This is a genomic window from Altererythrobacter sp. GH1-8 (assembly GCF_043702085.1).
Taxonomy (GTDB): domain Bacteria; phylum Pseudomonadota; class Alphaproteobacteria; order Sphingomonadales; family Sphingomonadaceae; genus Erythrobacter.
Genome location: NZ_CP171690.1, coordinates 2,898,436 through 2,921,656 on the forward strand (window position 1 = coordinate 2,898,436; position 23,221 = coordinate 2,921,656).

Consider the following 23,221-nt stretch of genomic DNA (forward strand, 5'->3'; position numbering starts at 1 on the left):
CCGCTCTTTCGACAAGCATATCGAGCACAACGGCGCGTTTGCCCCTGTATGCCCATTTGCGGCCTTCTGAGTCACGATATGCGGTTTTGGCGCTGTCTAATCGCCTATGGCTGTCAAACGCGCTCATAGGGCATTCTCGGGCACTTCAGCCTTGCCGCATTGACAGTCCGATTGCTGGTCAATCCTATCCAGCCAGTCGATTGCCGTTTCGATTGCGTCTTCAACTGCCGTGCGCGGCACAACAAGCCACTGCTCGTTCTGGTTGCCATGCTGGTAGTGTTCAGAGTAAAGGAAGACTGCATTGCTTACGAAGGCGATGTTTTGGGGCTTGGGTGTTGCCGCACCCGGCCCCATTTCATTAGGCGGCTTCATTTGCACCTCCATCTACAATGGGCAGGTTTGCCGCCCAGGCTTCCGCATCTTCAATCGCAATGCGCGTTGCACTGCCGAATTTACGGAGCTTCAAACGACCAGCCGCAGCTTCTCGATAGAGTGACGTCTTCCCGATTTTGTAGCGCGAGCAGAAGTCGGCCACACTCATCAGGCTTGTTGGGGCATTGGTAATATGAGGGTGCCTTTGCATACCTCAATTCCTTTTTTCCCGGAAAGCGCCGGACACGCACCTTGGAGTTCCCAAGGATGCCTTATAGTGTGTCGATTCAAGCAGTTCTGCCTAGGGAGCTTTGCGAAACTTTTCCGCAAGTTTGCTCGAGATTCATCCACAGCAGCTATATATTTCAAAGCCTTATGCTGTACGCGTTGTGGAAAAAGCAACGGGGATAAAGTCGCGCAGATCGATTCGAAAGATTCGCAATAACTTATTGGAGGTTCAGGATTCGCAGAAGTTGGCCCACGCTTCCATTAGTTCACGCCGCTTTTCGAGCAGCGTCGTCCGCTTGTATGCGGCCACCGTTTTTTCACTGATGGCATGGGCCAACGCCATTTCTGCCACAGCGTCTGGATAATTGGTTTCCTCACCAACCCAAACCCGGAACGTGCTTCTAAAGCCATGAGGTGACGCAACCCGGCCTTCGGCTGGGTCCAGATAACCTTTGCCCCCTTTCCTCAGTGAAGCTGCGTGCAACGAGTTTATCGGCTTTGCCAGCGTCATATCGGAAAGCGGCTTACCGCGCTTTTGCCCCGGAAATACGAGGTCCGTGTACTCGCGGCGATGCAGTTTCATTCGCTCGAAGAGTGCGACCGCTTGCGGTGAAAGCGGTACAACATGCTCGCGCCCTGCCTTCATCCGTTCGGCTGGCACAGTCCAAGTTGCGCCATCTAGGTCGAGTTCGCCCCAAGTCATAAGACGCACCTCACCGGACCGTGCGGCTGTCAGAATTGCCGCTTCGAGCGCCAGCCGCCCCATGCTCTCCGATTCCCGTAACTTTCCCATAAATTCGGGAAGCTCGGAATAGGGCAATGAAGGGTGGTGCTTTGGCTTTGCGCGTTGTTTGGGGAGCGCCTTGTCGATCACCGGCATTGCCAGTCCGGCTTCGCGATACCCCTTGCCGACAGCCCAATCGATCACCGTATTGATGCGTTGGCGCAATCGCCGCGCGGTCTCGGGCTTCTCCAGCCAGATTGCAGCGAGACAATCGCGCACCCCCGCCGCATCGACATCAGCAACGGAACGGTTGCCCAGTGTCGGCACGGCATAGGTCTCAAGCGTGTTGATCCATTGCGCCGCATGTTTGGGGTTTTTCCAGCTTGGCGCATTCTCTGCGTGCACCTTTTTTACGGCGTCGGAAAATGTCGGGATACCAGCCGATTTTGCGCGTTCTGCAACAGGATCGATCCCGCGCTCAATCTTCTCGCGCACTTCAGTTGCGCGCTCTCTCGCTAGTTTGAGCGGGACTTTGCTTGCGCTGCCTAGCCCAATATCTCGCCGCCGACCGTCTTTCTGGACTCTGACAATCCAGCTCTTGCCACCCTTCTTGCCGATAACAAGCCAGAGACCATCGCCATCGCCATACCGTCCAGGCAACTTCGCATTCTTGACCGATGTCGCCGTAAGCTTGCCCATCTTCCCACATCCTTTCCCACACTGTAGCGCGGCTGGCCGGGAACGGCAAGGGACGGGGACAAACGCGATATGGGCGATTTACGGATAAGAACCGCTTGATTCGCGGTCACATGGGAACATTGAGAAAAGGGTGATTGGCGGAGAGGGAGGGATTCGAACCCTCGATAGAGTTACCCCTATACCGCATTTCGAGTGCGGCGCATTCGACCTCTCTGCCACCTCTCCGCTTGATTAGTGCGCTTTTCGAGCCTTCGCCCGGGTCGAAGCGAGCGGGCCAGTTAGCTCAACCGCCTTGGCCTGCCAACCCCATTCTCGCAGTGCGAACCACAAATTCGGGGATGAGTTTCCGCGACGTCTTGTTTCGCGCCAGACCTCCACCATATCCTGCATCCTATGGACCGTGCTGTTTTCTTCTCCTCTCAGGCAGGCCGCACCATTGACGCGCCCCGTCATGCCCGCACACGTTTCGGCATTGGGGCGGTTGTGCGCCATCGGCTCTATGACTTTCGCGGCGTCGTCTTCGATATCGACCCCGTCTTCGCCAACAGCGAGGAATGGTACCAGTCGATCCCGGAAGACCTGCGCCCGCGCCGTGACCAGCCGTTCTATCACCTGCTCGCCGAAAATGACGACAGCTCTTATGTCGCCTATGTCAGCCAGCAGAACCTGGTCGGCGACGCTGAGAATGGCCCGATTGACCATCCGCAGGTCCACCAGCTGTTCGAGACGTTTGACGGTGGCCGCTATCAGATGCGGCGCGCGCTTACGCACTGATTGGCGCTCAATCCTTCAGTTTCCAGCCTGATTTGAGCACCGCATAGGTCGCAACAATCAACGCCGCGTTGAGCACTAGCAAACCGCCTGCTGCCATCCAGACATCGCCATCCGAGCCGATATCGCTTTGTCCCAGGAAGCCATAACGGAAGCCGGAAATCACGTAGAAGAACGGATTGGCGCGGCTGATCGTCTGGAACAGCGGCGCAAGATTGTCGATCACGTAGAAGGTCCCTGAAAGCAACGACAAAGGGGCAACGATAAATTGCGAAATCGCCGCGTTGTGATCGAACTTCTCAGCCCAGATCGAAGAAGCGAGTCCGACCGTTGCCAGCAGAATCGAGCCCATTAGTCCAAACCAGATCACCGCCCACCAATGCGTCACGGCCAGCGACACACCTGGCCAAAGCAAGATCGCGAGGGCAACCGCTCCACCTAGCATGACTGCCCGGGTCACAGCCGCAGCAATAATCCCGATCATCAACTCCCCTTCTGACAAGGGCGGCATGAGCATGTCGATGATCGTGCCCTGGATCTTGCCGGCCAGAAGCGAAAACGACGAATTGGCAAAGGCGTTTTGCATCATGCCCATCATGATGAGACCGGGGGCGACGAAGTTCACGAACGGTGCGCCGAGGACCTCCCGACCGCCCCGCCCCAAGGCTACGGAGAAAATGACGAGAAACAGCAGCGTGGTCACCGCCGGACCCCAGATTGTCTGGGTGTGGACCTTGAGAAACCGGCGAACCTCCTTAATATAGAGGCTCCACAATCCGATGCGGTTGATGCCGGTAATGATCGGCACGCCGCGCTCCGGGAATGCAGCGACCGAAAATGCGGTTTCCGGGGTCGGATTATCAGAAGTTGCAGGCGCATTCGCTGCGCTCGTCATCGGTGCTTGATCGGCCATGATGCGGCGAGTAGTGCGATAGCGCAGAACTGGCAAGCGTGCGGGCGGGAAAGCCGACGCAGCCCAAAGGGAATTGGAACGTTTATGGCTTGGACTGACGAGCGGATCGCAACGCTCAAGAAGATGTGGGAAGGCGGCTCTACCGCGAGTCAGATCGCCGATGAGCTTGGCGGGGTCAGCCGCAACGCGGTGATTGGCAAGGCGCACCGGCTGGGTCTCAAGGCGCGCCCTTCTCCGGTGAAGGCGAATGATCAGAAGAAGTCTGCGGCCAGTAAGCCTTCGGCCAAGCCAGCCGCAAAGAAGGCCGCCGCCAAACCTGCGGCGAAGCCTGCTGCGAAAGCCGCCGCGCCAAAGCCAGCCGGAGCGACGGCGAAGTCTGCTGACAGTGCAGTGCCGTCCCAGCCCATTCCCAATCCAACCCCAGACCTGCCGAAGATCGTATCGGTCGGTCCGGGAGGATTCCTGCGTCAAGGCCCTGGCGACCAGCAGGCCCCGATCCCGCCAGCTCCGCCGCGCCGCCTCGTTCCGGCCAAGCCCGATCCTTCGATAGCAGGCAAGACCAGCCTGCTCGATCTGACAGAGAAGGTCTGCCGCTGGCCGATGGGGCATCCGGGCGAGCCCGACTTTCACTTCTGCGGCGAAGCGGTGAACCCTGGATTTCCCTACTGCGTGGAGCATTGCGGGCGGGCTTATCAGGCACAATTGCCGCGCGGCGCGCGCAGACCCCCTCCCCCGCTTCCCTTTGGCGGTCCGCGGGTTCGCTAAACGCGCAGCGATTGCCAAAACCGAGGGCCGCAAGCATTCGTCTTCGCGGCCCTCTTCCTTGTTGTTGGATACGCATGTTACACAGTCCAGAGGTAATAATCCCGCTCGCCCGTGCTCAAGGCTCAAACGCCTCAATTTTAGAGATTTTCCGCGTGATTTTGCCATCACTCTTGCATGCCAGCGCATACCCTGAGTAGGAAAGCGGGAGATCGACCTGAACCGATGGAGTACGCCCCATGCCTCTGACACTCTACGAAGCCTTTGTCCCCGGCTGCCAGCAAATGCTGGCGGGCCTCAACACAGTGCTTGGCAAGGGCGAAGCCTTCGCCGAGGAGCAGGGGATCGACGCCTCTGAACTGATCGAGGCAAGGCTGGCAGAGAACATGTGGACTTTACCCTGGCACGTGCGCAGTTGCTGGGTGCATTCGGGCTACGCGGTGGAGCGCCTCGAAATCGGTGCATTCACTCCCGATTTCACCTCAGTGCCTGACAGCTGGGACGCAATGCGCGCGATGATCGCCGATGCGCAGGAGAAGCTCTCCAAGGTGACCGCAGAGCAACTGGAAGCCGCCGCTGACAAGCCCGTGCCGTTTGTCATGGGCGGAAAGACCCTCATGACCTTGACCGGGCAGAACATGCTCTTGAGCTTTAACCAGCCCAATATCTATTTTCACGCTTCGACATTCTACGGCATTCTGCGGATGAAAGGCGTGCCTTTGGGCAAGATGGACTTCATGGGGCCGATGCGCATCATGACCTGATCGAGACACGGGGGGCTCGCTCTCGCTGATTGGCGCTTCATTCCTGGCCAACCTCTCGCCGCTTGCACGGCAAAGGATTCTCTATGCTTCGCACCGTGATCTTCGGTTCTGTCCTGGCGCTTGGACTTACGGGTCCAGCTCTGGCCGAATTACCGCAATCGACCCGCGCCATGATTGACGCAGCGATCGCAACGGGAGATGCGAAAAAGGTTGAGACAGTGCTTGAACTTGCGCGCACCGTGCATCCCGATGATGGCGCTGAGCTCGATGCCATAAAGGCGCAGTTCGATGCGGATCAGAAAGTGCTCGCAGCAGCCCAGGCAGAGCTGAAAGAGGAAGAAATTCTGACCGCCGGGCTGTTCGATAACTGGGGCGGCAAAGGGGAATTGGGCGGATTTCGCGCAACCGGCAACAGTTCTGAGACTGGCCTGACCGCAGCCCTGGCATTGACGCGCGAAGGAATTGACTGGAAGCACAAACTACGTGGCCGTGCCGACTATCGCCGCGCAAACGGATCGACCACGCGCGAACAGTTCTTTGCGTCCTATGAGCCGAACTACAAGATTTCGGAGCGGTTGTTCTTCTATGGGCTTGCGCAGTACGAACGCGACCGTTTCCAGGGATTTTCCGCGCGTTATGCTATCTCTGGCGGCCTCGGCTACCAGATCATCGATGCTCCGGAACTAAGGTTGTCTGCCAAAGCCGGCCCCGCCTATCGCATCACCCAATTCGTGGATGGAGCCAGCGAAGCCCGCGTTGCAGCCCTTGCAGGGATCGATTTTGACTGGGACTTAACCGACCGCCTCAAGCTGACGCATGATACCAATGCGGTCGCGGAAACAGGCGGGTCGGCAACGCTCATCACGGACAGTCGAAACACCAGCATCAACCTTGTCACGGGCCTCAATGCCAAGGTCAGCGACAAGGTCTCGGCGCGCTTCTCCTACGCGGTCGAGTATGACAGCAACCCGCCTGAAGGAGCGGTCGGTACCGATACGCTCAGCCGGGTAACGTTGATCTACGATTTTTAACGCTTAGTCTTTCCGCGCAAACCAGATGGTGTGATGCGCGCCCTTGTTGCCCGGGCGCGAGCGCACGGACAACTCCTCCACGTCGAACCGCACGTCCTTGAGCCGCTTGCGAAACGCATGATCGGGCGCCGCTGACCAGATCGCGAGGATACCTCCGGAATTCAAAGCGTCGCGCGCCTTGGCAAGGCCTGTGCGCGAGTAAATGCGGTTGTTGGCATCGCGGACCAGACCGTCCGGACCGTTATCGACATCGAGCAGGATCGCGTCGAATTTTGCGCAGGTGCCGTCATTGGCATCGTCGATCAGCGCAGCCACGTCGCAGATCTTCAGGTCGAGCCGGGAATCTTCCAGGCAATCACCGGTCAGCTCAGCCATCGGGCCCCTCGCCCATTCGATGATTTTGTCCGAAATTTCTGCGACGACCGCTTCCCCGCCCTCGCTCATCCGCGCGAGCGCTGCGCGCAGAGTAAAGCCCATGCCATAACCGCCAATCAGGATGCGCGGGGTGTTGTTTGGCAAGCGGTCGAAAGTAAGCTCGGCCAGCTGCTCTTCTGAGAAGCGCATGCGTGTGCTCATCAGCTCGTTGTAGCCGAGCACGATCATGAAATCGCGCCCGTGGCTGTAAAGCACCAGCTCTTCACCATCAGGTATCCGGGCCGTATCGATCAGTTCGCGTTTGAGCATGAGTTTATTTAGCTTCTTGTTCTCAACCTAGCCACCCGCGCGGCCGCAATCCCGAAAGCCATAACGAAAAGGGCCGCCGGAGTCCCCCCCCAGCGGCCCTTCCTCTCCAAACTGGCTAGAAGGAGGATCAGTCCTTCAGGAAGTCCGGCACATGGGCTGCGCCGTCACCGCCGCCGTCACGGTCACCGCCGCGATCGCCGCGGTCACGACGACCGCCACGGTCATTGCCGCGAGCGCGATTGCCACGCGGGCCACGGCGATCACCGCCGCCACCTTCGCGCTTCTCACGCGGTTCGCGTGGCGGGCGGGTGTCTTCCAGCTCTTCGCCCGTTTCCTGGTCGACCACGCGCATCGACAGGCGGACCTTGCCGCGCTGGTCGATTTCGAGGACCTTGACCTTTACTTCCTGGCCTTCGCTGACGACATCCGTCGGCTTTTCGACCCGCTCGTTCTTCATTTCGGAAACGTGGACGAGACCGTCCTTGCCGCCCATGAAGTTCACGAATGCACCGAAGTCGACGATGTTTACAACCTTGCCGGTGTAGATCTTGCCGACTTCCGCCTCTTCGACGATGCCTTCGATCCAGCGCTTCGCAGCTTCGATCTGGCTGATGTCGGAGGACGAGATCTTGATCACGCCTTCATCGTCGATGTCCACCTTGGCGCCGGTTTCCGCGACGATTTCGCGGATCACCTTGCCGCCTGTTCCGATGACGTCGCGGATCTTCGACTTGTCGATCTGCATGGTCTCGATCCGCGGCGCATGGGCCGAAAGCTCGGTGCGGGCAGAGCCCAGAGCCTTCTGCATTTCGCCAAGGATGTGCGTGCGACCGGCCTTGGCCTGTTCCAGCGCCTTGGCCATGATTTCCTGCGTAATCCCGGCCACCTTGATATCCATCTGCATGGTGGTGATGCCGTTTTCCGTGCCTGCGACCTTGAAATCCATGTCGCCCAGGTGATCTTCGTCACCCAGGATGTCCGACAGGACCGCAAAATCGTCGCCTTCGAGGATCAGGCCCATGGCAATGCCTGAAACCGGACGCTCGATCGGAACGCCGGCATCCATCATCGACAGACAGCCGCCGCACACCGTCGCCATCGAGGACGAGCCGTTGGACTCGGTAATGTCGGACAGGATGCGGATGGTGTAGGGAAAGTCCTCGTTCGAGGGCAGCACGGGGTGCAACGCACGCCACGCCAGCTTGCCATGGCCAATCTCGCGCCGGCCCGGCGCGCCGAAGCGGCCCACTTCACCGACCGAATAGGGCGGGAAGTTATAGTGCAGCATGAAATTCGAGTAGGAGAGCCCCTCCAGCCCGTCGATCATCTGCTCGCTGTCCTTTGTGCCCAGCGTGGTGGTGCAGATCGCCTGCGTTTCACCGCGGGTGAAAAGGGCGGAACCATGCGCGCGGGGCAGGAAGCCGACCATCGCCTCGATCGGACGAACCTGGTCGAGCTTGCGGCCGTCGATGCGCGTGCCGTCCTTTAGGATCGCACCACGAACGATGTCCGCCTCGAGCTTTTTGACTGCCTTGTTGGCGACCATCTGGGTCTGTGGCTCTTCCTCGGCGAAAGCTTCCTTGGCCTTCGCGCGAGCTTCATTGAGCGCGTTCGAGCGAGCCGACTTGTCGGTCAGCTTGTAAGCAGCCGCGATGTCGTCACCAACGATGCCGCGCAGCTTTTCCTTGATCGCCGACGTGTCGTCCGACATGTCGACTTCCCAAGGAGTCTTCGCGGCCTTCTCAGCCAGTTCGATGATCGCACCGACAACCTTGCGGCTCTCGTCATGCGCGAACATCACTGCGCCGAGCATTTCTTCCTCGGTCAGTTCCTTGGCTTCGGATTCGACCATCATCACCGCGTCCTGAGTCGCGGCAACAACGAGGTCCAGGCGACCCTCTTCGAGCGCCTTGTCCTGCTTCGGATTGAGAACGTATTCGCCATCGATGAAGCCGACCCGGCACGCGCCGATCGGGCCCATGAAAGGAACGCCCGAAATGGTCAGCGCAGCTGAAGCGGCAACCATCGCAACAATGTCTGCCTCGGTTTCGCCGTCGAACGACAGGACCTGGCAAATGACGTTGATTTCGTTGTAGAAACCTTCGGGGAAAAGCGGACGGATTGGACGGTCTATCAGACGGCTGGTCAGCGTTTCCTTTTCCGTCGCGCCACGCTCACGCTTGAAGAAGCCGCCGGGAATACGGCCGGCTGCGGAGAATTTTTCCTGGTAGTGGACGGTCAGCGGGAAAAAGTCCTGACCTTCCTTGACGCTCTTTGCCGCGGTGACCGCGCAAAGAACCACTGTTTCGCCGTAAGTGGCGAGGACCGCGCCGTCTGCCTGACGGGCAATGCGGCCGGTTTCCAGAGTGAGGGTTTTTCCGCCCCACTCCAGCGATACGGTTTTCGTGTCGAACATGTATATTCCTTCTGAACCCACGGGGCCTGATTGCCGCGCGGGGCCTATCTTGTCTGGTCGTATCGCGGGCGCAGAAACCGGATTCCACCTTCTGCTGCGATACTTCCAATTTCCGGGTTTGCCGTCCCGGTCCGGTGCGGGGCCTGTGTGCCCCTAGGCCCCTTCACCGAATTGTGAAGGAAAGCCGATCAGTGGTGGCTCCGCGCGTTTTGCAGCGGCAGCCGGATAAACGAAGCGGCCCGCAAGTGGGGCCGCTTCCTGAAATTCTTACTTACGCAGACCCAGCTTCTGGATCAGGGTGTTGTAGCGCTCGACATCCTTCTTCTTGAGGTACGCGAGCAGATTGCGACGCTTGTTGACCATCATCAGCAGGCCGCGACGCGAATGGTTGTCCTTGTGATGATCCTTGAAGTGCTCTGTCAGGTTGCGGATACGCTCGGTGAGGATCGCGACCTGCACTTCGGGGCTGCCCGTGTCGCCATTGGCCTGGGCATTGTCCTTGATGATCTCTTGTTTCTTTTCGGCAGTAACCGACATGTGTTTTCTCTCTTACTCTGCGACATCGGGTAGGTTGAACCCGCGTACGACCCTGGCCGTACCAGCCTTGAGTTCCATGAGCGCCACCGGAACATCATCCAGTATCGCACAATAGAGCCCGTCGCTGTTGGGCATATCCGTAAGCACCCGGCCCTGACGGACCGCCTGCGCGCTAACGGAATCGAGTTTCAAGGCCGGGATGTCGTCCAGCCCTGCCTCGAGCGGCAGGAGTAGTTCTTCAAGAGGCGCGCCCTTACCGATTTCGTTGAGTTTGTCCAGCGAAATCGCCTGTTTTTCGAGGAATGGCCCCGCCTTGATGCGCCTTAGATAGGTAACATGGCCGCAGGTTCCAAGGGCGTGGGCGATGTCACGTGCAAGAGAACGGATATAAGTGCCCTTGGAGACGTGGGCGGTAAGGGTGACGTGCCCGCTCGGCTCGCTGGGTTCGCTGATGTACAAGGAATGGATTGTCACGGCGCGCTTCTTGAGCTGCACCTCTTCGCCCGCTCTCGCCAAGTCATAGGCGCGCTTGCCATCGACTTTGAGCGCTGAATAGGCCGGCGGCACTTGCTCGATCGCGCCGGTGAATCGCGCCAGCACGCCCTGCACGTCATCGCGTGTTGGTTGGACGTCGGAAGTCTCAACCACCTCTCCCTCGGTATCCAGCGTATCGGTTTGCTCGCCAAAGCGGATCGTGAACTCGTAGATCTTGCTCGCATCGAGCATCCTCCCGGCGAGCTTGGTCACCTCGCCCAGCGCAATCGGCAGCACCCCTTCCGCCAGCGGATCGAGTGTGCCGCCATGGCCGATCTTGGTCTTCGGGTACCCGCCTTCGCGCAGGTTTCGCTTCACTGCGGCAACGGCCTGCGTCGAGCCAAGCCCGCGCGGCTTGTCGAGGATCAGCCAGCCGGACGCAGGGATTCCTTGGACTTCAGCCACCAGCAATCGACTGTGCTAGACTAAGGTACTCGCCAAACACCCAGAAGACCGGTCCGCCAATTGTCTTCTCAAGCACGCCCAATTGCGGCGCGAACCAGGTGAGCGCGACGAGACCGAAGAACAGCAGCATGCCGAACGGGCGCAGCTTGGCGTAGAGATGGACGTAGCGGCGCGGGATCAGCCCTTCGACGATATGCGACCCGTCAAACGGCGGGATCGGCAGCAGGTTGAAGATCGCAAGGAACACATTGATAAGGATGAAGTAAGTCAGACCAGTTGGTAGCGGCAGAAGCTGCTGATCGTCCCCGACAATTTGCAGCATGCCAGTATCGGTGAACACCAAACCAGCTTCCAGCGGCAGGCTCAACCCAAGAACAATCGCGCCGACAATGGCGAGCAGAAAATTGCTCCCTGGCCCGGCAGCGGCCACTGCCATCATCCCATAGCGCGGATTATCAAGCCTGTGCGCATTGACCGGTACAGGCCTTGCCCAGCCGAAGATCGGCCCGCCGACCACCGCAAGAAAGCCTGGAACGAGCAGTGTCCCCACCGGATCGACATGACGAACGGGATTGAGCGAAAGCCGCCGTTGCTCTTTTGCCGTGGGATCGCCGAGCATGAGTGCGGCCAAGCCATGCGCGACTTCGTGGAAGACGATCGCGATGACGAGCGCCGGCACGAGCACGAGGATCAGGAGAACGGTTTCTGACATGGAGAGAAGATAGGGAGCCTTGCAGGCTTCAACCAGCCCATTCGTCCCGGAGCAGGCCGAAAATGGCGGTATCGCGGCGATAGCCGGTCCATGTGACACGGTTCTGGCGAAGCACGCCTTCCTCTTTTACCCCGAGTTTGAGCACCGCAGCCATCGACCGCTTGTTGCGTGTGTCCACGCGCCATTCAATCTTGTGATAGCCGCAAGCAAAGGCGTGCTCGATCATCAGCTTCTTCTTGGTGCGGTTGAAGTCTGACCCGCGCACGCCCGGCGCAAGATAAGTGCCGCCAATTTCCACCACGCCCCAAGGATCGGGGTTGATGTAATTGGTGCAGCCCACCAGCTTGCCACAGCGCGCATCGATCACGGCAAAGCGCACCCAGCTGTCGAGCTGGTGGAAGCGCGCCATGGCTGCATCGAACCCCTCGCCAAGCAGGTTGACCGGATAAATCTCCCAGATGTCCGGGTCTTCCGCGCAGGCCGCTCGCAGCGGTTCAAGGTGGCGCTCCGCAAAGGGTTCCAGCCTAACCGAACCAAGCTCAAGCACAGCCGACAATGCGGCCTTGTCGGGACTATCCACTGAGCGCCTCCGAGAAATGCTTGCGGCCGAGTTGTTCGACGAAGTGCCTCCGGCACAGGGCAACATAGCGGTCATTGCCGCCGATCTCTGTCTGCTCGCCTTGCTTTACCGCCTTGCCGCTTTCATCAACCCGCAGGTTCATGCTCGCTTTCTTGCCGCAATGGCAGACGGCTTTGAGCTCTACCAAAGCGTCCGCAATTCCCAGCAGCGCAGCGGAGCCGGGAAACAGCTCGCCCTGGAAATCCGTGCGCAGGCCATAGCAGAGCACCGGGATGCCTGCCTCATCCGCCAGCCGCGCAAGCTGCCAGACCTGATCCCTGGTCAGGAATTGCGCTTCGTCGACCAGCACGCAATGGAGCGGCTCGACCTTGTGCGCCGCAATCACGTCAGCCCACAGGTCTGTGTCCGGAGTGAAGCGGTGAGCGTCTGCACCCAGGCCAATCCGGCTTTCGATTGCCTTGTGCGCGCTGCGGTCGTCGAGCGCGGCCGTCCATAGCATCGTCGTCATCCCGCGCTCGCGGTAATTGAAGTCCGCTTGCAGCAGCGTAGTCGATTTGCCCGCATTCATGCTGGCGAAGTAGAAATAGAGCTTGGCCATACGCAGTGTCTTATCGCTTGAAATCAGCGTGTGCCAAGCGCTGATGGCAAAGCCTGTGGTTTAATCCCTGTGACAGACGCCCCCGGCAATGCTAGCGCTCGATATCTCATCGATTCACCATACAACAGGGTTTGACAATGGCAGAGGCAAACGTCGCCACGCAGGGCGGCATTTTGGGATGGGTCGAGCGCACGGGCAACAAACTGCCCGATCCGGTCTTTATCTTCTTCTACCTGATTATCGCCCTGGTCGCGATTTCTGTTCTGTGCGCAGCGCTCGGGGTCTCGGCATTCCACCCGACGCAAATCGATGAAGCAAGCGGAGGCGCGCTCAGGATCGAAGCCGTCAGCCTGCTCGCCGCTGACAACATCCAGCGGCTATGGGTGGAGATGCCCAAGACTTTCACGCACTTCCACCCGCTGGGCTATGTCCTCGTGGTGATGCTGGGCGCGGGCGTGGCAGAGCGTTCCGGCTTTTTCGCAGCCGGCATGGCGAAAGCGGTCAAAGGCGCGCCGGTTTCGTTGCTGACGCCTGTTGTGGCTCTCGTGGCGATGCTCGGCAACCACGCAGCGGATGCGGGCTATGTCGTGCTGATCCCGCTCGCAGGGATCCTGTTTGCGGCTGCGGGACGGCATCCGCTGGCGGGCATCGCGGCGGCCTTTGCTGGTGTTTCCGGCGGCTTTTCTGCGAATATTTCGCCCGGCCAGCTCGACGCGCTGCTGTTCGGCATCACCGAGGAAGCGGTCAATGCGAGTGCGCTTGATCCTTCTTGGACAGCCAATATCGCGGGGAACTGGTACTTCATCACTGCGATGACGGTGATCTACCTGCCGATCATCTGGTACGTGACAGACAAGGTCATCGAGCCGCGTCTGGGCGCATGGACAGGCGGATCCTCTACCGGAGCCAAGACAGCGGATCTCAGTCCTGACCCGACCGCCGAAGATGGCGAGCTTGCGGCCAAGGGTTTGCGAGCGGCAGGACTTGCTTCTCTGTTTGTCGCCGGTCTGTGGGTAGCCATGGTGTTCGCGCCCGGCACGCCGCTGGTCAACGAAGCGGCCTGCCTGGCAGAGGACGGTACGCGCATCCCTGACTGCTCCATCCACACTGAGCTTGGCCCGCTCTATCAGTCGCTTGTCGCAGCCTTCTTCCTGCTGTTTCTGTTTGCGGGCTGGGCCTATGGCCGCGCAACCGGTGCAATCAAGAACCACCGCGATCTTATCGAGATGATGGCCGAATCCATGAAGGACATGGGCTATTATCTTGTGCTGGCTTTTGCAGCGGCGCACTTTGTCGCGATGTTCGGCTGGTCGAACCTGGGCCTGATCACGGCTGTCCACGGCGCAGCAGGCATTCAGGCAACCGGATTGCCCTTGCCGCTAGTGCTCGGCCTAATGGTGATCTTCGCGGCTATCCTGAACCTGTTCGTAGGTTCTGCGAGCGCCAAGTGGGCCTTGCTTGCGCCGATCCTCGTGCCGATGCTGATGCTCCTCGGGATCAGCCCGGAAGGTGCGACCGCCGCTTACCGGGTCGGCGACAGCGCAACCAATATCATCACCCCGCTGATGGTCTATTTCCCGCTGATCCTTGTCTTCGCGCAGCGCTGGCAGAAGGATTTCGGGATCGGCGGCCTTACCGCAATGATGCTTCCCTATTCGGTTTGGCTGCTGATTTCGGGCGTGCTGCTGATCGTTGCATGGATCTATCTGGGTATCCCGCTGGGGCCCGATGCACCGGTATCCTATGAGCTGCCCAGCGCTGGCGGATAGAGGCGACAGCCCTGCCAAGGCGCGATTTGAGGCCGGTTCGTCGCATTAGAGGCAACTTTTGTGACCTGATGGGCGTATAGGCTGCATGATGGCTTTCTTGCGCGCCTTGCTCAGCTGTGTGTTTGCTGCCGCCCTGATTAGCGCGAGCCCTGCCGGACAGGTGTACAGCGTGGATTCTGCGCAAAGCGCGCTCAACGCGAAAGTGGGCTTCTTCGGCATCGGCAGCAAGACGGCGGGCTTCCCGCAAGTCTCTGGCTCAATCCGTCTGGACCGGACGCGGCCGGAAGCCATTGATCTTGATGTGACCATCAACGCACGTGCGCTCACTGCATCGGACGAAGTCACCTTGAGCCGCCTCAAGAGCGAGAAATTCTTCTGGGTCCAGAAGTATCCGCAAGTGCGCTTTGTCGGGCGAGAAATGAAACTCGACACACCCACCACCGGCAATGTGAAGGGCGAATTGACCGCCCGCGGGGTGACGCAGCCTGTCACGCTGAAGGTGCGGTTTGACAAGGATCCAACTGCGCTCTTGCCCGGTGAAGCCGTGACGCTTTCCGGCACGACGCGGATCAATCGCCGCGATTTCGGGATGAAAAGCTATTCACTCATCGTGGGCAAGATGGTCGACATCGAACTGCGCGCGCGGCTCGTCCCGCAAGGTTGAGGCGTTATAGTTCGAGCAGCCAATGCTCGGTTACTTCTTCCTTGCCGAAGTCGTCCTGCGCTTCGCTCGCGATCAGCTGATAGCCCTCTGCTTCATAAATGCGCCGTGCGCTGTGAAGCACAGCATGTGTCATGAGCACGATACGCTTGTATGCTGATTTGCGCGCAAATTCAGTGCATTGCCTGACCAGAGCGGCACCCACGCCAAGACCGCGAGCATCGGGCTCGACATAGAGCAGGCGCAATCTTGCTGTTTGCGCATCCTCTTCACAAATGAATGCACCGCCCAATATCTGGCCATCACGGTCGGCGACCCAGCATTGCTCGCGGCCCGGTTTGAACTCGCGCAGGAAGCGGCCAGCGATGTCATAAATCATCGCTTCCATCGGACGCCCCCAGCCCCACTCCGCCTCGTAGAGCGCAGCCTGCCGGCCGGCGATGTGGCCAAGATCGCCACTCTCGAATGTGCGCAACTGCCAGTCGCGCTGCTCAGTCATCGGCTGCGAGGTCGTCACCGAGGTCTCTGGCCACCTTGGGATCGCGCAGCAGCTTCTCGATGCGATCGGCTTCATCGAAGCTTTCGTCCGAGCGGAACTTGAGCTTGGGCGCAAATTTGAGACCCAACCGTTTGGCGACCTCGCGCTGCAGATATGCGGTGTTCTGGCGCAACGCCTTGACCACAGCTTCCTCATCCGCGCCCAGCAGCGGCTTCACATAGGCGGTGGCATTCCGCAGATCCGGCGACATCCGAACTTCTGTCACCGCGATGCTCGCCGCGCTGACGATATCGTCATGCACTTCCTGCCGCGCGAGCAGTTCGGACAGGATATGCCGCACCCGTTCGCCGACCTTGAGGACGCGAACCGATTGCTGTTCGGCTGTGAATTCCTGCCTGCGTGCCATCGCGAAAGTCGCGAGCGGCGCTAAAGCGTCCGCTCACGCTCCTCGACTTCGAAGACTTCGAGGTTGTCGCCCGGCTTGATGTCGTTGGTGTCTTCCAGCACCACGCCGCATTCAAGGCCTGCGCGCACTTCGTCGACATCGTCCTTGAAGCGCCGCAGCGAAGCGATGGTGGTCGCCGACACGATGACATCCTCGCGGGTAAGACGCGCGTGGAGGCCCTTGCGGATGACCCCGTCGAGGACGAGCAGACCGGCTGCCTTGTCTTTCTTGCCCGCAGGGAAGACCTGCTTGACTTCGGCACGGCCAACGACGTTCTCGATCCGCTCCGGACCAAGCTCGCCCGCCATTTCCTTCGCGACTTCCTCGGTGAGGTGATAGATGACGTCGTAATACATCATCCGCACATCGTCTTTCTTGACCAGCTCGCGCGCTTTCGCGTTCGGGCGGACGTTGAAGCCGATGATCGGCGCGTTGGAGGCCGAAGCAAGTGTCACATCGCTTTCCGTGATCGCGCCGACGCCTGCATGGAGAACGCGGACCTTGATCTCGTCATTGGAGAGGTTGTGGAGCGCGTTGACGATCGCTTCGACGCTGCCCTGCACGTCCGCTTTCACCACGACCGGCCATTCGATCACATTCGCCGCGAGGTTGTTGAACATCGTGTCGAAATTGGTCGGAGCGAGCGTGGTGCGTTTCTCTGTCGCTTTCTCCTGACGATATTGCGCGACTTCACGCGCCCGCTGCTCGTTCTCGACTACAGTCAGCTTGTCGCCGGCTCCCGGAACACCGCCAAGGCCGAGGACTTCGACCGGCATGGACGGCCCCGCTTCCTTGATCTGCTTGCCTTGGTCGTTGACGATGGCGCGAACGCGGCCACTTTGTGTGCCGACAACAAAGGTGTCGCCGCGCTTGAGCGTTCCGCGATTGATCAGCACTGTTGCGACTGGTCCGCGGCCCTTGTCGAGCTGTGCTTCGATCACGGTCGCTTCGGCCTCACGATCAGGACGCGCCTTGAGTTCCAGCAGCTCGGCCTGAAGCTCGATCTTCTCGAGCAATTCATCGAGGCCAGTCTTTTCCTTGGCGGAGATTTCAACGTCCTGCACATCGCCCGACATGGCTTCGACGATCACTTCATGCTCAAGCAGGCGCGCGCGGATGTTATTGGGATCTGCTTCAGGCTTGTCGCACTTGTTGATCGCCACGATCATCGGAACGCCAGCCGCCTTGGTGTGGCTGATCGCTTCGATAGTCTGCGGCATGACGCCGTCATCGGCAGCAACAACCAGCACGACAATGTCGGTCACATTGGCGCCGCGGGCGCGCATTTCAGAAAAAGCCGCGTGTCCGGGCGTATCAAGGAAAGTCACCTTGCCGCCGCTCTTCGTCTTGACCTGATAGCTCCCGATGTGCTGCGTGATACCGCCCGCTTCACCCTTGGTGACATTGGTGCCCCGTAGCGCGTCGAGCAGAGACGTCTTGCCGTGATCGACATGCCCCATGATCGTGACGACCGGAGGGCGGGGCTTCAGCGTCTCTTCTGGATCGACATCCTCTTCATTGACGATATCTACGTCCGCTTCGGACACCTTCTGGATGTTGTGGCCGAACTGTTCGACCAGCAATTCTGCGGTTTCCTGGTCGATCGTCTGGTTGACGGTGACCATCATGTCGAGATTGAACAGTTCCTTGACCAGGTCTGCGCCCTTCTCGCCCATCCGCTTGGCAAGTTCGCCCACAGTAATGGCTTCCGGCACAACGACATCGCGAACCTGCTTCTCGCGCGGCTTGTTCGAACCGCCACCCTGAAGCCGCCGCTCCTTCTCCCGTGCACGCTTGAGCGCTGCGAGGCTGCGCGCACGCCGACCTTCGTCTTCGTTGAGCGCCTTGGTGACCGTCAGCTTGCCGGAACGGCGCTTGTCGGGCCGTTCGCTGGTGCGGACTTTCTTCTCTTCCTTCTTTTTTTCAGGCCGCTTGGGCTCGGGCCGGGCGACCGGCGTGAACTTGCGCGCTGCCGGCTGACCGGCACCATCGTCGCTGACATCGGCGGCGGCGTTTGTGGCGGCTTCTTCTGCTTCAGCAGCAGCCTTGGCTTCTTCGACCGCGCGCTTTTCAGCTTCGTCGTCAGCCTTGCGATTATCCTCGGCGCGCCTCTTCTCGTCCTTGGCTGCTTCCTGCGCCTGCTTTTCCTCGCGCTTGCGCGCTTCTTCAGCGACTTTCAGCCGGTCTTCCTCGGCCTCGCGCTGGAGGCGCGCTACGCGTTCCTGAGGAGTCTCGTCCGAAACCGCTGCTCTCTTGGGAGCAGGCTTCTTCGCAACCGGAGCCGGAGCCGGCTCAGGCTTCTTCTCTGGCGCAGGCGGAGGAGGCGGGGGCGTCTCACCCGGCTTCAGGAGCTTGCGGCGGCGCTTGACCTCAACCGCAACCTTGTTGGTCCGGCCATGGCTGAAGGTCTGCTTGACCTCGCCAGGCTGCGCACCTTTAAGGCTCAGCGGTTTACGGGCAGGTTTTTTCTCTTCGTCGCTCATCTAGCTCGCTATTCCTTCACGCGTTCAATTCATTTCGCCCGGCAATCTCGCGGTTTTGCGAAACGCCATCGATTTCAATCGGTTCTTGCGAACCCAAATAGTTAGTCAGGCGCGCCAGAGCCTGTCCGACCCGCAGCGCCGCTGCCGCCTCTCCGATCCCGAGGTGGACGACATTGTCGCGGCCCAATGCCACAGACAGAGCGTCCCGGTCCAGTGGCAAGACAAAACCGCGTGCGCCCGTGCCTTCCCTATCACACCCGACCCGCCAGGCCTGGTCGAGCTTCTTGCGTCCGTCCTCGCTGCTGTCGCTGGCATGCAAGAGCAGTGCGACACGGCCTTGCCGGGCCTGTTCGGCAATCCGCTGAGAACCAAGCACGACCTTGCCGCTGCGCATTTCCAGACCCAGCCGGTCGGTCAGGCTACGAAGCAATGCCGCTTCGATCCGATCGGGCAGATCTTCAGGAATGTCGAGCTTCACGCCCCCAAGAGATCGGCTGAAAGCGCGTGCCAAGGCTCCCTTTAACTGGCCCTTGGCAAGGGCAGCTTCAAGGGTCTTGCGATCCACGCCGATCCATGCCCCCCGCCCCGGCGCCTTGGCATTGGGGTCAGGAAGCACCAGCCCATCAGGCGAAATCGCCAGCCGCAGCAGTGTCTCACGCGAACCATGCTCCCCGGTAAGGATGCAGCGGCGTTCTGGGCAGGACTTCGCTGGCTCAGACTTGCTGGGCCGCGACGCATCAACGATGTCGGAACCTACGCGCTCATTGGGTGGAGTCCGCATCGGCGGCCTCCTGAGGGTCAGGCCCAGAGACGTCTTCGTCTTCGAACCAGTGCGCGCGGGCAGCCATGATGATCTCGTTGCCCTGTTCTTCGGTCAGGCCGTATTCGCCCAGGACACCGCCAACATCCTCCTGGCGCTGAGATGGACGACGCATCGGCGGGCCTTCCGCGTTGTTACGGCGGCGCGGTGCGGCGCGCTTCTTCTGAATGAGCTCGTCCGTTGCGAGGTCAGCCAGATCATCGAGCGTCTTGATCCCACTCTGTCCAAGCGTGACCAGCATCGCTTCAGTCAGATGCGGCAGCTCAGCCAGCGCATCTTCGACGCCAAGTTCGCGGCGAGTGGCACGATGCGCCTCGTCCTGGCGGTCGAGCGCTTCCTTCGCGCGGCTCTGCAGTTCTTCTGCGAGCTCTTCGTCGAAACCCTCAATTGACGCGAGCTCTTCCAGCTCGACGTAAGCGACTTCTTCAAGCTCTGCGAAGCCTTCTGCGACAAGCAGCTGCGACAGCGTTTCGTCAACGTCGAGCTCTTCCTCGAACATCTTCGAGCGCAAGGCGAATTCCTTGGAACGCTTCTCGCTTGCTTCTTCCTCGGTCATGATGTCGATCTGGTGACCGGTGAGCTGGCTGGCGAGACGGACATTCTGGCCGCGGCGGCCAATCGCGAGGCTGAGCTGGTCGTCAGGGACGACCACTTCGATGCGGCCTTCTTCCTCGTCCAGAACAACGCGGGCGACCGTTGCCGGCTGCAAGGCGTTGACGACGAAGGTCGCGGTGTCTTCCGACCACGGAATGATATCGATCTTCTCGCCCTGCAGTTCCTGCACAACGGCCTGAACGCGGGAGCCCTTCATGCCGACGCAGGCGCCAACCGGGTCGATTGAGCTGTCATGGCTGATCACGCCGATCTTCGCGCGGCTGCCCGGATCGCGGGCTGCGGCCTTGATCTCGATGATGCCGTCATAGATTTCCGGCACTTCCTGCGCGAACAGCTTGCGCATGAAATCGGGGTGTGCGCGGCTGAGGAAAATCTGCGGGCCGCGGTTGTTGCGTTCAACCTTGGTGATGAGCGCACGGACGCGCTCGCCAACACGTGCGGCTTCGCGCGGGATCTGCTGATCGCGGCGGATGACGCCTTCTGCGCGGCCCAGATTGACGATAACATGGCCGAATTCGACCGATTTGATCACGCCGGTGATGACTTCGCCCGCGCGATCCTTGAATTCTTCATACTGGCGCTCACGCTCGGCATCGCGGACCTTCTGGAAGATCACCTGCTTCGCGCTCTGCGCGTCGATACGGCCGAGATCAACGGGCGGCAGCGGATCGACGATGAAGTCGCCGACCTTGGCATCGTCCTGAAGCTTTTGAGCCTGCTTCAGGTCAACCTGCTTGAAGTAGTCTTCGACTTCCTCCACCACTTCCACCACGCGCCACAGGCGCAGGTCGCCGGTCTGCGGGTCGAGCTTCGCGCGAATGTCGTTTTCAGCGCCATAGCGGTTGCGCGCGCTTTTCTGGATCGCTTCTTCCATCGCTTCGATGACGATCGCCTTGTCGATCATCTTTTCTGAAGCAACCGCGTTCGCAATCGCAAGCAGCTCTGCCTTGTTGGCGGAAATTGCACTGGCCATCAGGTGTCAGCCTTCTCTTCTTCTTCGTCCGTTTCCGGGTCTTCTACGATATCCTCGGCGCCGCCAAGGTATTCCTCTACCCCGGACTCGTCGAGCGGTTTGGTGGCAGCGATCAGCGCGTCAGTGAGGACGAGCTTGGCGCTGTGAATGGCTTCGAGCGGGAAAGCAACCTCGCCCGCCTTATTATCGGCGATTGTTACCATGTCGCCGTCAATCCCGATCAGTTCGCCGCGCAGATTACGGGGCAGATCTCTGGGACCTTCGTAACCCTTGACGAGGCCGATCTTCGCTTCGTGCCCTGCCCAGTTGGAAAAATCCTTTGGCCGGGTCAGCGGGCGGTCGATGCCGGGGCTCGACACTTCGAGGTGGTACGCCCCTTCGATCAGGACTTCACCGGCTTCTTCGGCTGCATCGATCTTGTCAGACACCGCACGCGAGAGCGCAGCGCATTGCTCGATCACCAATTGGCCCGTTGCCGGATCTTCCGCCATGATCTGTAACGCCAAACCGCCGTCCCCTGCTTCGGACGGCATCATCTTCACACGCACGAGATCGAAGCCCAAGGCCTTGGCCTCCGGCTCGATAATCTCAGTCAGGCGCGCAATGTCTGCCATATATCTCGCGTCGTCTCCGTCATGGACACCGTCATTTGCAAAGCCGTTTCGGGCCGGCCCCTTGCGGCGCCAGCATCCGTTCTTTGTCACGACAATGTCGGGATGGAAGGCAGATAGGCGCGCCTGCCAGCAATTGCAACGAAAAAGGGGCTGGCACCCGCCAGCCCCGGTTCCCAAGTCATATTACCAGTTCAGCAGCACGTCTGGCTCGTCCTTTCATTAGCGACCGGATCTGCCGGCTCTCGCTCCTGAGCGCCGGACAAAGCTGCAAAGGGTTGACCGAAATCTTCCGTCCGGCTGTGAGTCAGGAAGGTTTCCCAAGCAATCCCGTCAGGATCGAAGACCCAGTTCTTGGTCGATTTGGCGTAGCAGCACTGCGTATCGCCTTGTTCGATGACCCTCGCTCCTGTGCTTCGCACGCGAGCGAATTGCTCTTCCAGTTCCATATCGTCGCTGACCTGAAGCCCGAGATGGGTAAGCCCGGCTTTCGGGTTCGAGTCTTCGATCACGAAGTTGATCGCAGGGTCATCCAATACCCATTGCACGTAATGGTCTCGCTCCATGGTCGGTGCATTACCGAACAGAACAGAATAAAATCCTCGAGCCTGTTCCAGGTCGGATACTGCGAGGCTTACATGTAATCTCTTCATTTCAAGCTCCGTTCGATTGAGCAGCGCGAGTGTTGCAGGTTTCCTCGGAGCAACATTCTTCAAGGAGGAAATCGACTACGTCAGCGATCGCTTCAAAATCCGCGCGGTAAATAATCGAGCGGCCTTGTCGGCGATCTTTCGCAAGCCCCGCCTGCTTCAGATGTGACAAATGGAACGAAAGAGTGCTGGCCGGCATGCCAATGCGTTGCGCAATTTCGCCAGCTGCAAGCCCGCAATTCCCGGCTCTTACCAAAGCGCGAAAAACCGCGAGTCGATGCTGTTGCGCAAGAGCAGCGAGGCGAATGACCACCGCGTCAGACCGAACATTATCATCACTCTTTATTTCCATATTTCTAGAATTATAGAAATGATTCGGAAGTGTCAACCCCCAATGAATGCTGCTTCACCAGTCAGGCGGGCCGGCGCCAGCCTGTCCGGGCATAGAAAAACCTCTCACAGCCCCTGCTGGGTTGAAGCACTGCCAGTTCCGCAGGTCTCAGGTTCATGTGTGCCGTAGCCCACCAGTTTCACAACACTGGGATCGGACTTGCACACCCAGACCCTGATCTCATCGCCGACCTCCAGCGCTTCAAACTTGGACGTCGAATACATCACTCGGCGAAATGCTGACTGCGCGTTGCCGTCCAAATCTTCGTAGGTGAAGCGCACGCTCCCGGCCTGAATAGCTGTCGGATTTTCGATCCGCCTGACCTCTGTAACAGTGCCCGGAACTGTGTCATGCGCCACCGCCCCGCCAATCATGATCCCGCCGTAAAGCAGGATCAGTGCCAGTATCCATTCGCCGGAGTCGGTCTGCATCAGCAGATATGCAAACAGTCCCAGCAGCGCCAAAAGGCCAACACACCCGCAGCCGAGAAATCTCTTCATGATCCGCCTGTCCCCTGCTTGGCAAAGTGGCCGCAAACTATCGCCCAGACACTAAGCTGCTCAATCCAAAAGGA

26 protein-coding genes and 1 tRNA gene are annotated in these 23,221 nt (G+C 59.7%); 6 read left to right on the forward strand and 21 right to left on the reverse strand.

What is annotated here, in order from left to right; genetic code table 11:
* Positions 1-123: 123 nt before the first annotated feature.
* The 4 genes from ACG9DO_RS13925 to ACG9DO_RS13940 form a co-directional block, all read right to left on the reverse strand.
* Positions 124-372, reverse strand: a complete 249-nt coding sequence (locus ACG9DO_RS13925) for a hypothetical protein (RefSeq protein ID WP_394728947.1) — start codon at positions 370-372, stop codon at positions 124-126.
* Entirely contained in the window at positions 359-583 is a 225-nt protein-coding gene (locus tag ACG9DO_RS13930) for a helix-turn-helix domain-containing protein (RefSeq protein ID WP_394728949.1), read from the reverse strand. The genes ACG9DO_RS13925 and ACG9DO_RS13930 overlap by 14 nt, the downstream gene beginning before the upstream one ends.
* A 246-nt stretch (positions 584-829) precedes the next feature.
* The gene (locus ACG9DO_RS13935) at positions 830-2,023 is read right to left on the reverse strand and encodes a tyrosine-type recombinase/integrase (RefSeq protein ID WP_394728951.1); all 1,194 of its coding nucleotides are present in this window, start codon (positions 2,021-2,023) and stop codon (positions 830-832) included.
* 135 nt (positions 2,024-2,158) lie between these two features.
* A tRNA-Ser gene (locus tag ACG9DO_RS13940) sits at positions 2,159-2,248 on the reverse strand.
* Positions 2,249-2,416: 168 nt separating this feature from the next.
* On the opposite strand from ACG9DO_RS13940, the gene hspQ reads away from it, so the two are divergent.
* Positions 2,417-2,797 (forward strand): heat shock protein HspQ, encoded by a 381-nt coding sequence (hspQ, locus tag ACG9DO_RS13945; RefSeq protein WP_394728953.1) that lies wholly within the window; start codon positions 2,417-2,419, stop codon positions 2,795-2,797.
* A gap of 7 nt (positions 2,798-2,804) precedes the next feature.
* On the opposite strand, the gene ACG9DO_RS13950 is transcribed toward hspQ, so the two are convergent.
* A complete protein-coding gene (locus tag ACG9DO_RS13950; RefSeq protein ID WP_394728955.1) occupies positions 2,805-3,707 on the reverse strand; it encodes an ABC transporter permease in 903 nt (300 codons plus the stop codon).
* A gap of 84 nt (positions 3,708-3,791) precedes the next feature.
* Here ACG9DO_RS13950 and ACG9DO_RS13955 point away from each other — a divergent pair, with 84 nt between their 5' ends.
* From ACG9DO_RS13955 to ACG9DO_RS13965, 3 genes are all read left to right on the forward strand, one after another.
* Positions 3,792-4,472 carry a GcrA family cell cycle regulator gene (locus ACG9DO_RS13955; protein WP_394728956.1) on the forward strand — a complete coding sequence of 227 codons (681 nt, stop codon included), beginning with the start codon at positions 3,792-3,794 and terminating at the stop codon, positions 4,470-4,472.
* 236 nt (positions 4,473-4,708) lie between these two features.
* A complete protein-coding gene (locus ACG9DO_RS13960) occupies positions 4,709-5,233 on the forward strand; it encodes a DUF1993 family protein (protein WP_394728958.1) in 525 nt (174 codons plus the stop codon).
* A gap of 83 nt (positions 5,234-5,316) precedes the next feature.
* Positions 5,317-6,264: a YdiY family protein gene (locus ACG9DO_RS13965; RefSeq protein ID WP_394728960.1), complete on the forward strand. Its 948-nt coding sequence runs from the start codon at positions 5,317-5,319 to the stop codon at positions 6,262-6,264.
* A gap of 3 nt (positions 6,265-6,267) precedes the next feature.
* On the opposite strand, the gene ACG9DO_RS13970 is transcribed toward ACG9DO_RS13965, so the two are convergent.
* From ACG9DO_RS13970 to ACG9DO_RS14000, 7 genes are all read right to left on the reverse strand, one after another.
* A complete protein-coding gene (locus ACG9DO_RS13970) occupies positions 6,268-6,948 on the reverse strand; it encodes a spermidine synthase (RefSeq protein WP_394728962.1) in 681 nt (226 codons plus the stop codon).
* Positions 6,949-7,075: 127 nt separating this feature from the next.
* Positions 7,076-9,364 carry a polyribonucleotide nucleotidyltransferase gene (pnp, locus tag ACG9DO_RS13975; RefSeq protein WP_394728964.1) on the reverse strand — a complete coding sequence of 763 codons (2,289 nt, stop codon included), beginning with the start codon at positions 9,362-9,364 and terminating at the stop codon, positions 7,076-7,078.
* A 267-nt stretch (positions 9,365-9,631) separates the two neighbouring features.
* On the reverse strand, positions 9,632-9,901 hold the full coding sequence (rpsO, locus tag ACG9DO_RS13980) for a 30S ribosomal protein S15 (RefSeq protein ID WP_394728966.1): 270 nt from the start codon (positions 9,899-9,901) through the stop codon (positions 9,632-9,634).
* Positions 9,902-9,913: 12 nt separating this feature from the next.
* The gene (gene truB, locus ACG9DO_RS13985) at positions 9,914-10,840 is read right to left on the reverse strand and encodes a tRNA pseudouridine(55) synthase TruB (protein WP_394728968.1); all 927 of its coding nucleotides are present in this window, start codon (positions 10,838-10,840) and stop codon (positions 9,914-9,916) included.
* On the reverse strand, positions 10,833-11,552 hold the full coding sequence (locus ACG9DO_RS13990; RefSeq protein ID WP_394728970.1) for a site-2 protease family protein: 720 nt from the start codon (positions 11,550-11,552) through the stop codon (positions 10,833-10,835). The genes truB and ACG9DO_RS13990 overlap by 8 nt, the downstream gene beginning before the upstream one ends.
* Positions 11,553-11,580: 28 nt before the next feature.
* Complete coding sequence (locus ACG9DO_RS13995; RefSeq protein ID WP_394728972.1) at positions 11,581-12,132, reverse strand: GNAT family N-acetyltransferase; 552 nt, start codon at positions 12,130-12,132, stop codon at positions 11,581-11,583.
* Positions 12,125-12,730: a thymidine kinase gene (locus tag ACG9DO_RS14000; protein ID WP_394728974.1), complete on the reverse strand. Its 606-nt coding sequence runs from the start codon at positions 12,728-12,730 to the stop codon at positions 12,125-12,127. The genes ACG9DO_RS13995 and ACG9DO_RS14000 overlap by 8 nt, the downstream gene beginning before the upstream one ends.
* 137 nt (positions 12,731-12,867) lie before the next feature.
* Here ACG9DO_RS14000 and ACG9DO_RS14005 point away from each other — a divergent pair, with 137 nt between their 5' ends.
* Together ACG9DO_RS14005 and ACG9DO_RS14010 are read left to right on the forward strand one after the other, a co-directional pair.
* The gene (locus ACG9DO_RS14005) at positions 12,868-14,499 is read left to right on the forward strand and encodes an AbgT family transporter (RefSeq protein WP_394728976.1); all 1,632 of its coding nucleotides are present in this window, start codon (positions 12,868-12,870) and stop codon (positions 14,497-14,499) included.
* 85 nt (positions 14,500-14,584) lie between these two features.
* A complete protein-coding gene (locus ACG9DO_RS14010) occupies positions 14,585-15,163 on the forward strand; it encodes a YceI family protein (RefSeq protein WP_394728978.1) in 579 nt (192 codons plus the stop codon).
* 4 nt (positions 15,164-15,167) lie between these two features.
* Here ACG9DO_RS14010 and ACG9DO_RS14015 read toward each other — a convergent pair whose 3' ends face one another.
* The 9 genes from ACG9DO_RS14015 to ACG9DO_RS14055 form a co-directional block, all read right to left on the reverse strand.
* The gene (locus tag ACG9DO_RS14015) at positions 15,168-15,677 is read right to left on the reverse strand and encodes a GNAT family N-acetyltransferase (protein ID WP_394728980.1); all 510 of its coding nucleotides are present in this window, start codon (positions 15,675-15,677) and stop codon (positions 15,168-15,170) included.
* Positions 15,652-16,065: a 30S ribosome-binding factor RbfA gene (rbfA, locus tag ACG9DO_RS14020; RefSeq protein ID WP_394728982.1), complete on the reverse strand. Its 414-nt coding sequence runs from the start codon at positions 16,063-16,065 to the stop codon at positions 15,652-15,654. The genes ACG9DO_RS14015 and rbfA overlap by 26 nt, the downstream gene beginning before the upstream one ends.
* A gap of 20 nt (positions 16,066-16,085) precedes the next feature.
* On the reverse strand, positions 16,086-18,587 hold the full coding sequence (infB, locus tag ACG9DO_RS14025; protein ID WP_394728984.1) for a translation initiation factor IF-2: 2,502 nt from the start codon (positions 18,585-18,587) through the stop codon (positions 16,086-16,088).
* Positions 18,588-18,603: 16 nt separating this feature from the next.
* On the reverse strand, positions 18,604-19,368 hold the full coding sequence (locus tag ACG9DO_RS14030; RefSeq protein WP_394728986.1) for a DUF448 domain-containing protein: 765 nt from the start codon (positions 19,366-19,368) through the stop codon (positions 18,604-18,606).
* A complete protein-coding gene (gene nusA / locus ACG9DO_RS14035) occupies positions 19,349-20,995 on the reverse strand; it encodes a transcription termination factor NusA (protein ID WP_394728988.1) in 1,647 nt (548 codons plus the stop codon). The genes ACG9DO_RS14030 and nusA overlap by 20 nt, the downstream gene beginning before the upstream one ends.
* Complete coding sequence (gene rimP / locus ACG9DO_RS14040) at positions 20,995-21,609, reverse strand: ribosome maturation protein RimP (protein WP_394731277.1); 615 nt, start codon at positions 21,607-21,609, stop codon at positions 20,995-20,997. The genes nusA and rimP overlap by 1 nt, the downstream gene beginning before the upstream one ends.
* 191 nt (positions 21,610-21,800) lie before the next feature.
* Entirely contained in the window at positions 21,801-22,259 is a 459-nt protein-coding gene (locus tag ACG9DO_RS14045; protein WP_394728990.1) for a VOC family protein, read from the reverse strand.
* A 1-nt stretch (position 22,260) separates the two neighbouring features.
* Positions 22,261-22,608 carry an ArsR/SmtB family transcription factor gene (locus tag ACG9DO_RS14050; protein ID WP_394728992.1) on the reverse strand — a complete coding sequence of 116 codons (348 nt, stop codon included), beginning with the start codon at positions 22,606-22,608 and terminating at the stop codon, positions 22,261-22,263.
* A gap of 104 nt (positions 22,609-22,712) precedes the next feature.
* Positions 22,713-23,147 carry a hypothetical protein gene (locus tag ACG9DO_RS14055; protein WP_394728994.1) on the reverse strand — a complete coding sequence of 145 codons (435 nt, stop codon included), beginning with the start codon at positions 23,145-23,147 and terminating at the stop codon, positions 22,713-22,715.
* Positions 23,148-23,221: the final 74 nt, after the last annotated feature.

What these genes read in the sequence shown, in the direction of transcription:
- ACG9DO_RS13925 (WP_394728947.1), bottom strand. Translation starts at nt 372, where the DNA reads ATGAAGCCGCCTAATGAAATGGGGCCGGGTGCGGCAACACCCAAGCCC.
- ACG9DO_RS13930 (WP_394728949.1), bottom strand. Translation starts at nt 583, where the DNA reads ATGCAAAGGCACCCTCATATTACCAATGCCCCAACAAGCCTGATGAGT.
- ACG9DO_RS13935 (WP_394728951.1), bottom strand. Translation starts at nt 2,023, where the DNA reads ATGGGCAAGCTTACGGCGACATCGGTCAAGAATGCGAAGTTGCCTGGA.
- hspQ (WP_394728953.1), top strand. Translation starts at nt 2,417, where the DNA reads ATGGACCGTGCTGTTTTCTTCTCCTCTCAGGCAGGCCGCACCATTGAC.
- ACG9DO_RS13950 (WP_394728955.1), bottom strand. Translation starts at nt 3,707, where the DNA reads ATGGCCGATCAAGCACCGATGACGAGCGCAGCGAATGCGCCTGCAACT.
- ACG9DO_RS13955 (WP_394728956.1), top strand. Translation starts at nt 3,792, where the DNA reads ATGGCTTGGACTGACGAGCGGATCGCAACGCTCAAGAAGATGTGGGAA.
- ACG9DO_RS13960 (WP_394728958.1), top strand. Translation starts at nt 4,709, where the DNA reads ATGCCTCTGACACTCTACGAAGCCTTTGTCCCCGGCTGCCAGCAAATG.
- ACG9DO_RS13965 (WP_394728960.1), top strand. Translation starts at nt 5,317, where the DNA reads ATGCTTCGCACCGTGATCTTCGGTTCTGTCCTGGCGCTTGGACTTACG.
- ACG9DO_RS13970 (WP_394728962.1), bottom strand. Translation starts at nt 6,948, where the DNA reads ATGCTCAAACGCGAACTGATCGATACGGCCCGGATACCTGATGGTGAA.
- pnp (WP_394728964.1), bottom strand. Translation starts at nt 9,364, where the DNA reads ATGTTCGACACGAAAACCGTATCGCTGGAGTGGGGCGGAAAAACCCTC.
- rpsO (WP_394728966.1), bottom strand. Translation starts at nt 9,901, where the DNA reads ATGTCGGTTACTGCCGAAAAGAAACAAGAGATCATCAAGGACAATGCC.
- ACG9DO_RS13990 (WP_394728970.1), bottom strand. Translation starts at nt 11,552, where the DNA reads ATGTCAGAAACCGTTCTCCTGATCCTCGTGCTCGTGCCGGCGCTCGTC.
- ACG9DO_RS14000 (WP_394728974.1), bottom strand. Translation starts at nt 12,730, where the DNA reads ATGGCCAAGCTCTATTTCTACTTCGCCAGCATGAATGCGGGCAAATCG.
- ACG9DO_RS14005 (WP_394728976.1), top strand. Translation starts at nt 12,868, where the DNA reads ATGGCAGAGGCAAACGTCGCCACGCAGGGCGGCATTTTGGGATGGGTC.
- ACG9DO_RS14010 (WP_394728978.1), top strand. Translation starts at nt 14,585, where the DNA reads ATGATGGCTTTCTTGCGCGCCTTGCTCAGCTGTGTGTTTGCTGCCGCC.
- rbfA (WP_394728982.1), bottom strand. Translation starts at nt 16,065, where the DNA reads ATGGCACGCAGGCAGGAATTCACAGCCGAACAGCAATCGGTTCGCGTC.
- infB (WP_394728984.1), bottom strand. Translation starts at nt 18,587, where the DNA reads ATGAGCGACGAAGAGAAAAAACCTGCCCGTAAACCGCTGAGCCTTAAA.
- ACG9DO_RS14030 (WP_394728986.1), bottom strand. Translation starts at nt 19,368, where the DNA reads ATGCGGACTCCACCCAATGAGCGCGTAGGTTCCGACATCGTTGATGCG.
- nusA (WP_394728988.1), bottom strand. Translation starts at nt 20,995, where the DNA reads ATGGCCAGTGCAATTTCCGCCAACAAGGCAGAGCTGCTTGCGATTGCG.
- rimP (WP_394731277.1), bottom strand. Translation starts at nt 21,609, where the DNA reads ATGGCAGACATTGCGCGCCTGACTGAGATTATCGAGCCGGAGGCCAAG.
- ACG9DO_RS14045 (WP_394728990.1), bottom strand. Translation starts at nt 22,259, where the DNA reads ATGAAGAGATTACATGTAAGCCTCGCAGTATCCGACCTGGAACAGGCT.
- ACG9DO_RS14050 (WP_394728992.1), bottom strand. Translation starts at nt 22,608, where the DNA reads ATGGAAATAAAGAGTGATGATAATGTTCGGTCTGACGCGGTGGTCATT.
- ACG9DO_RS14055 (WP_394728994.1), bottom strand. Translation starts at nt 23,147, where the DNA reads ATGAAGAGATTTCTCGGCTGCGGGTGTGTTGGCCTTTTGGCGCTGCTG.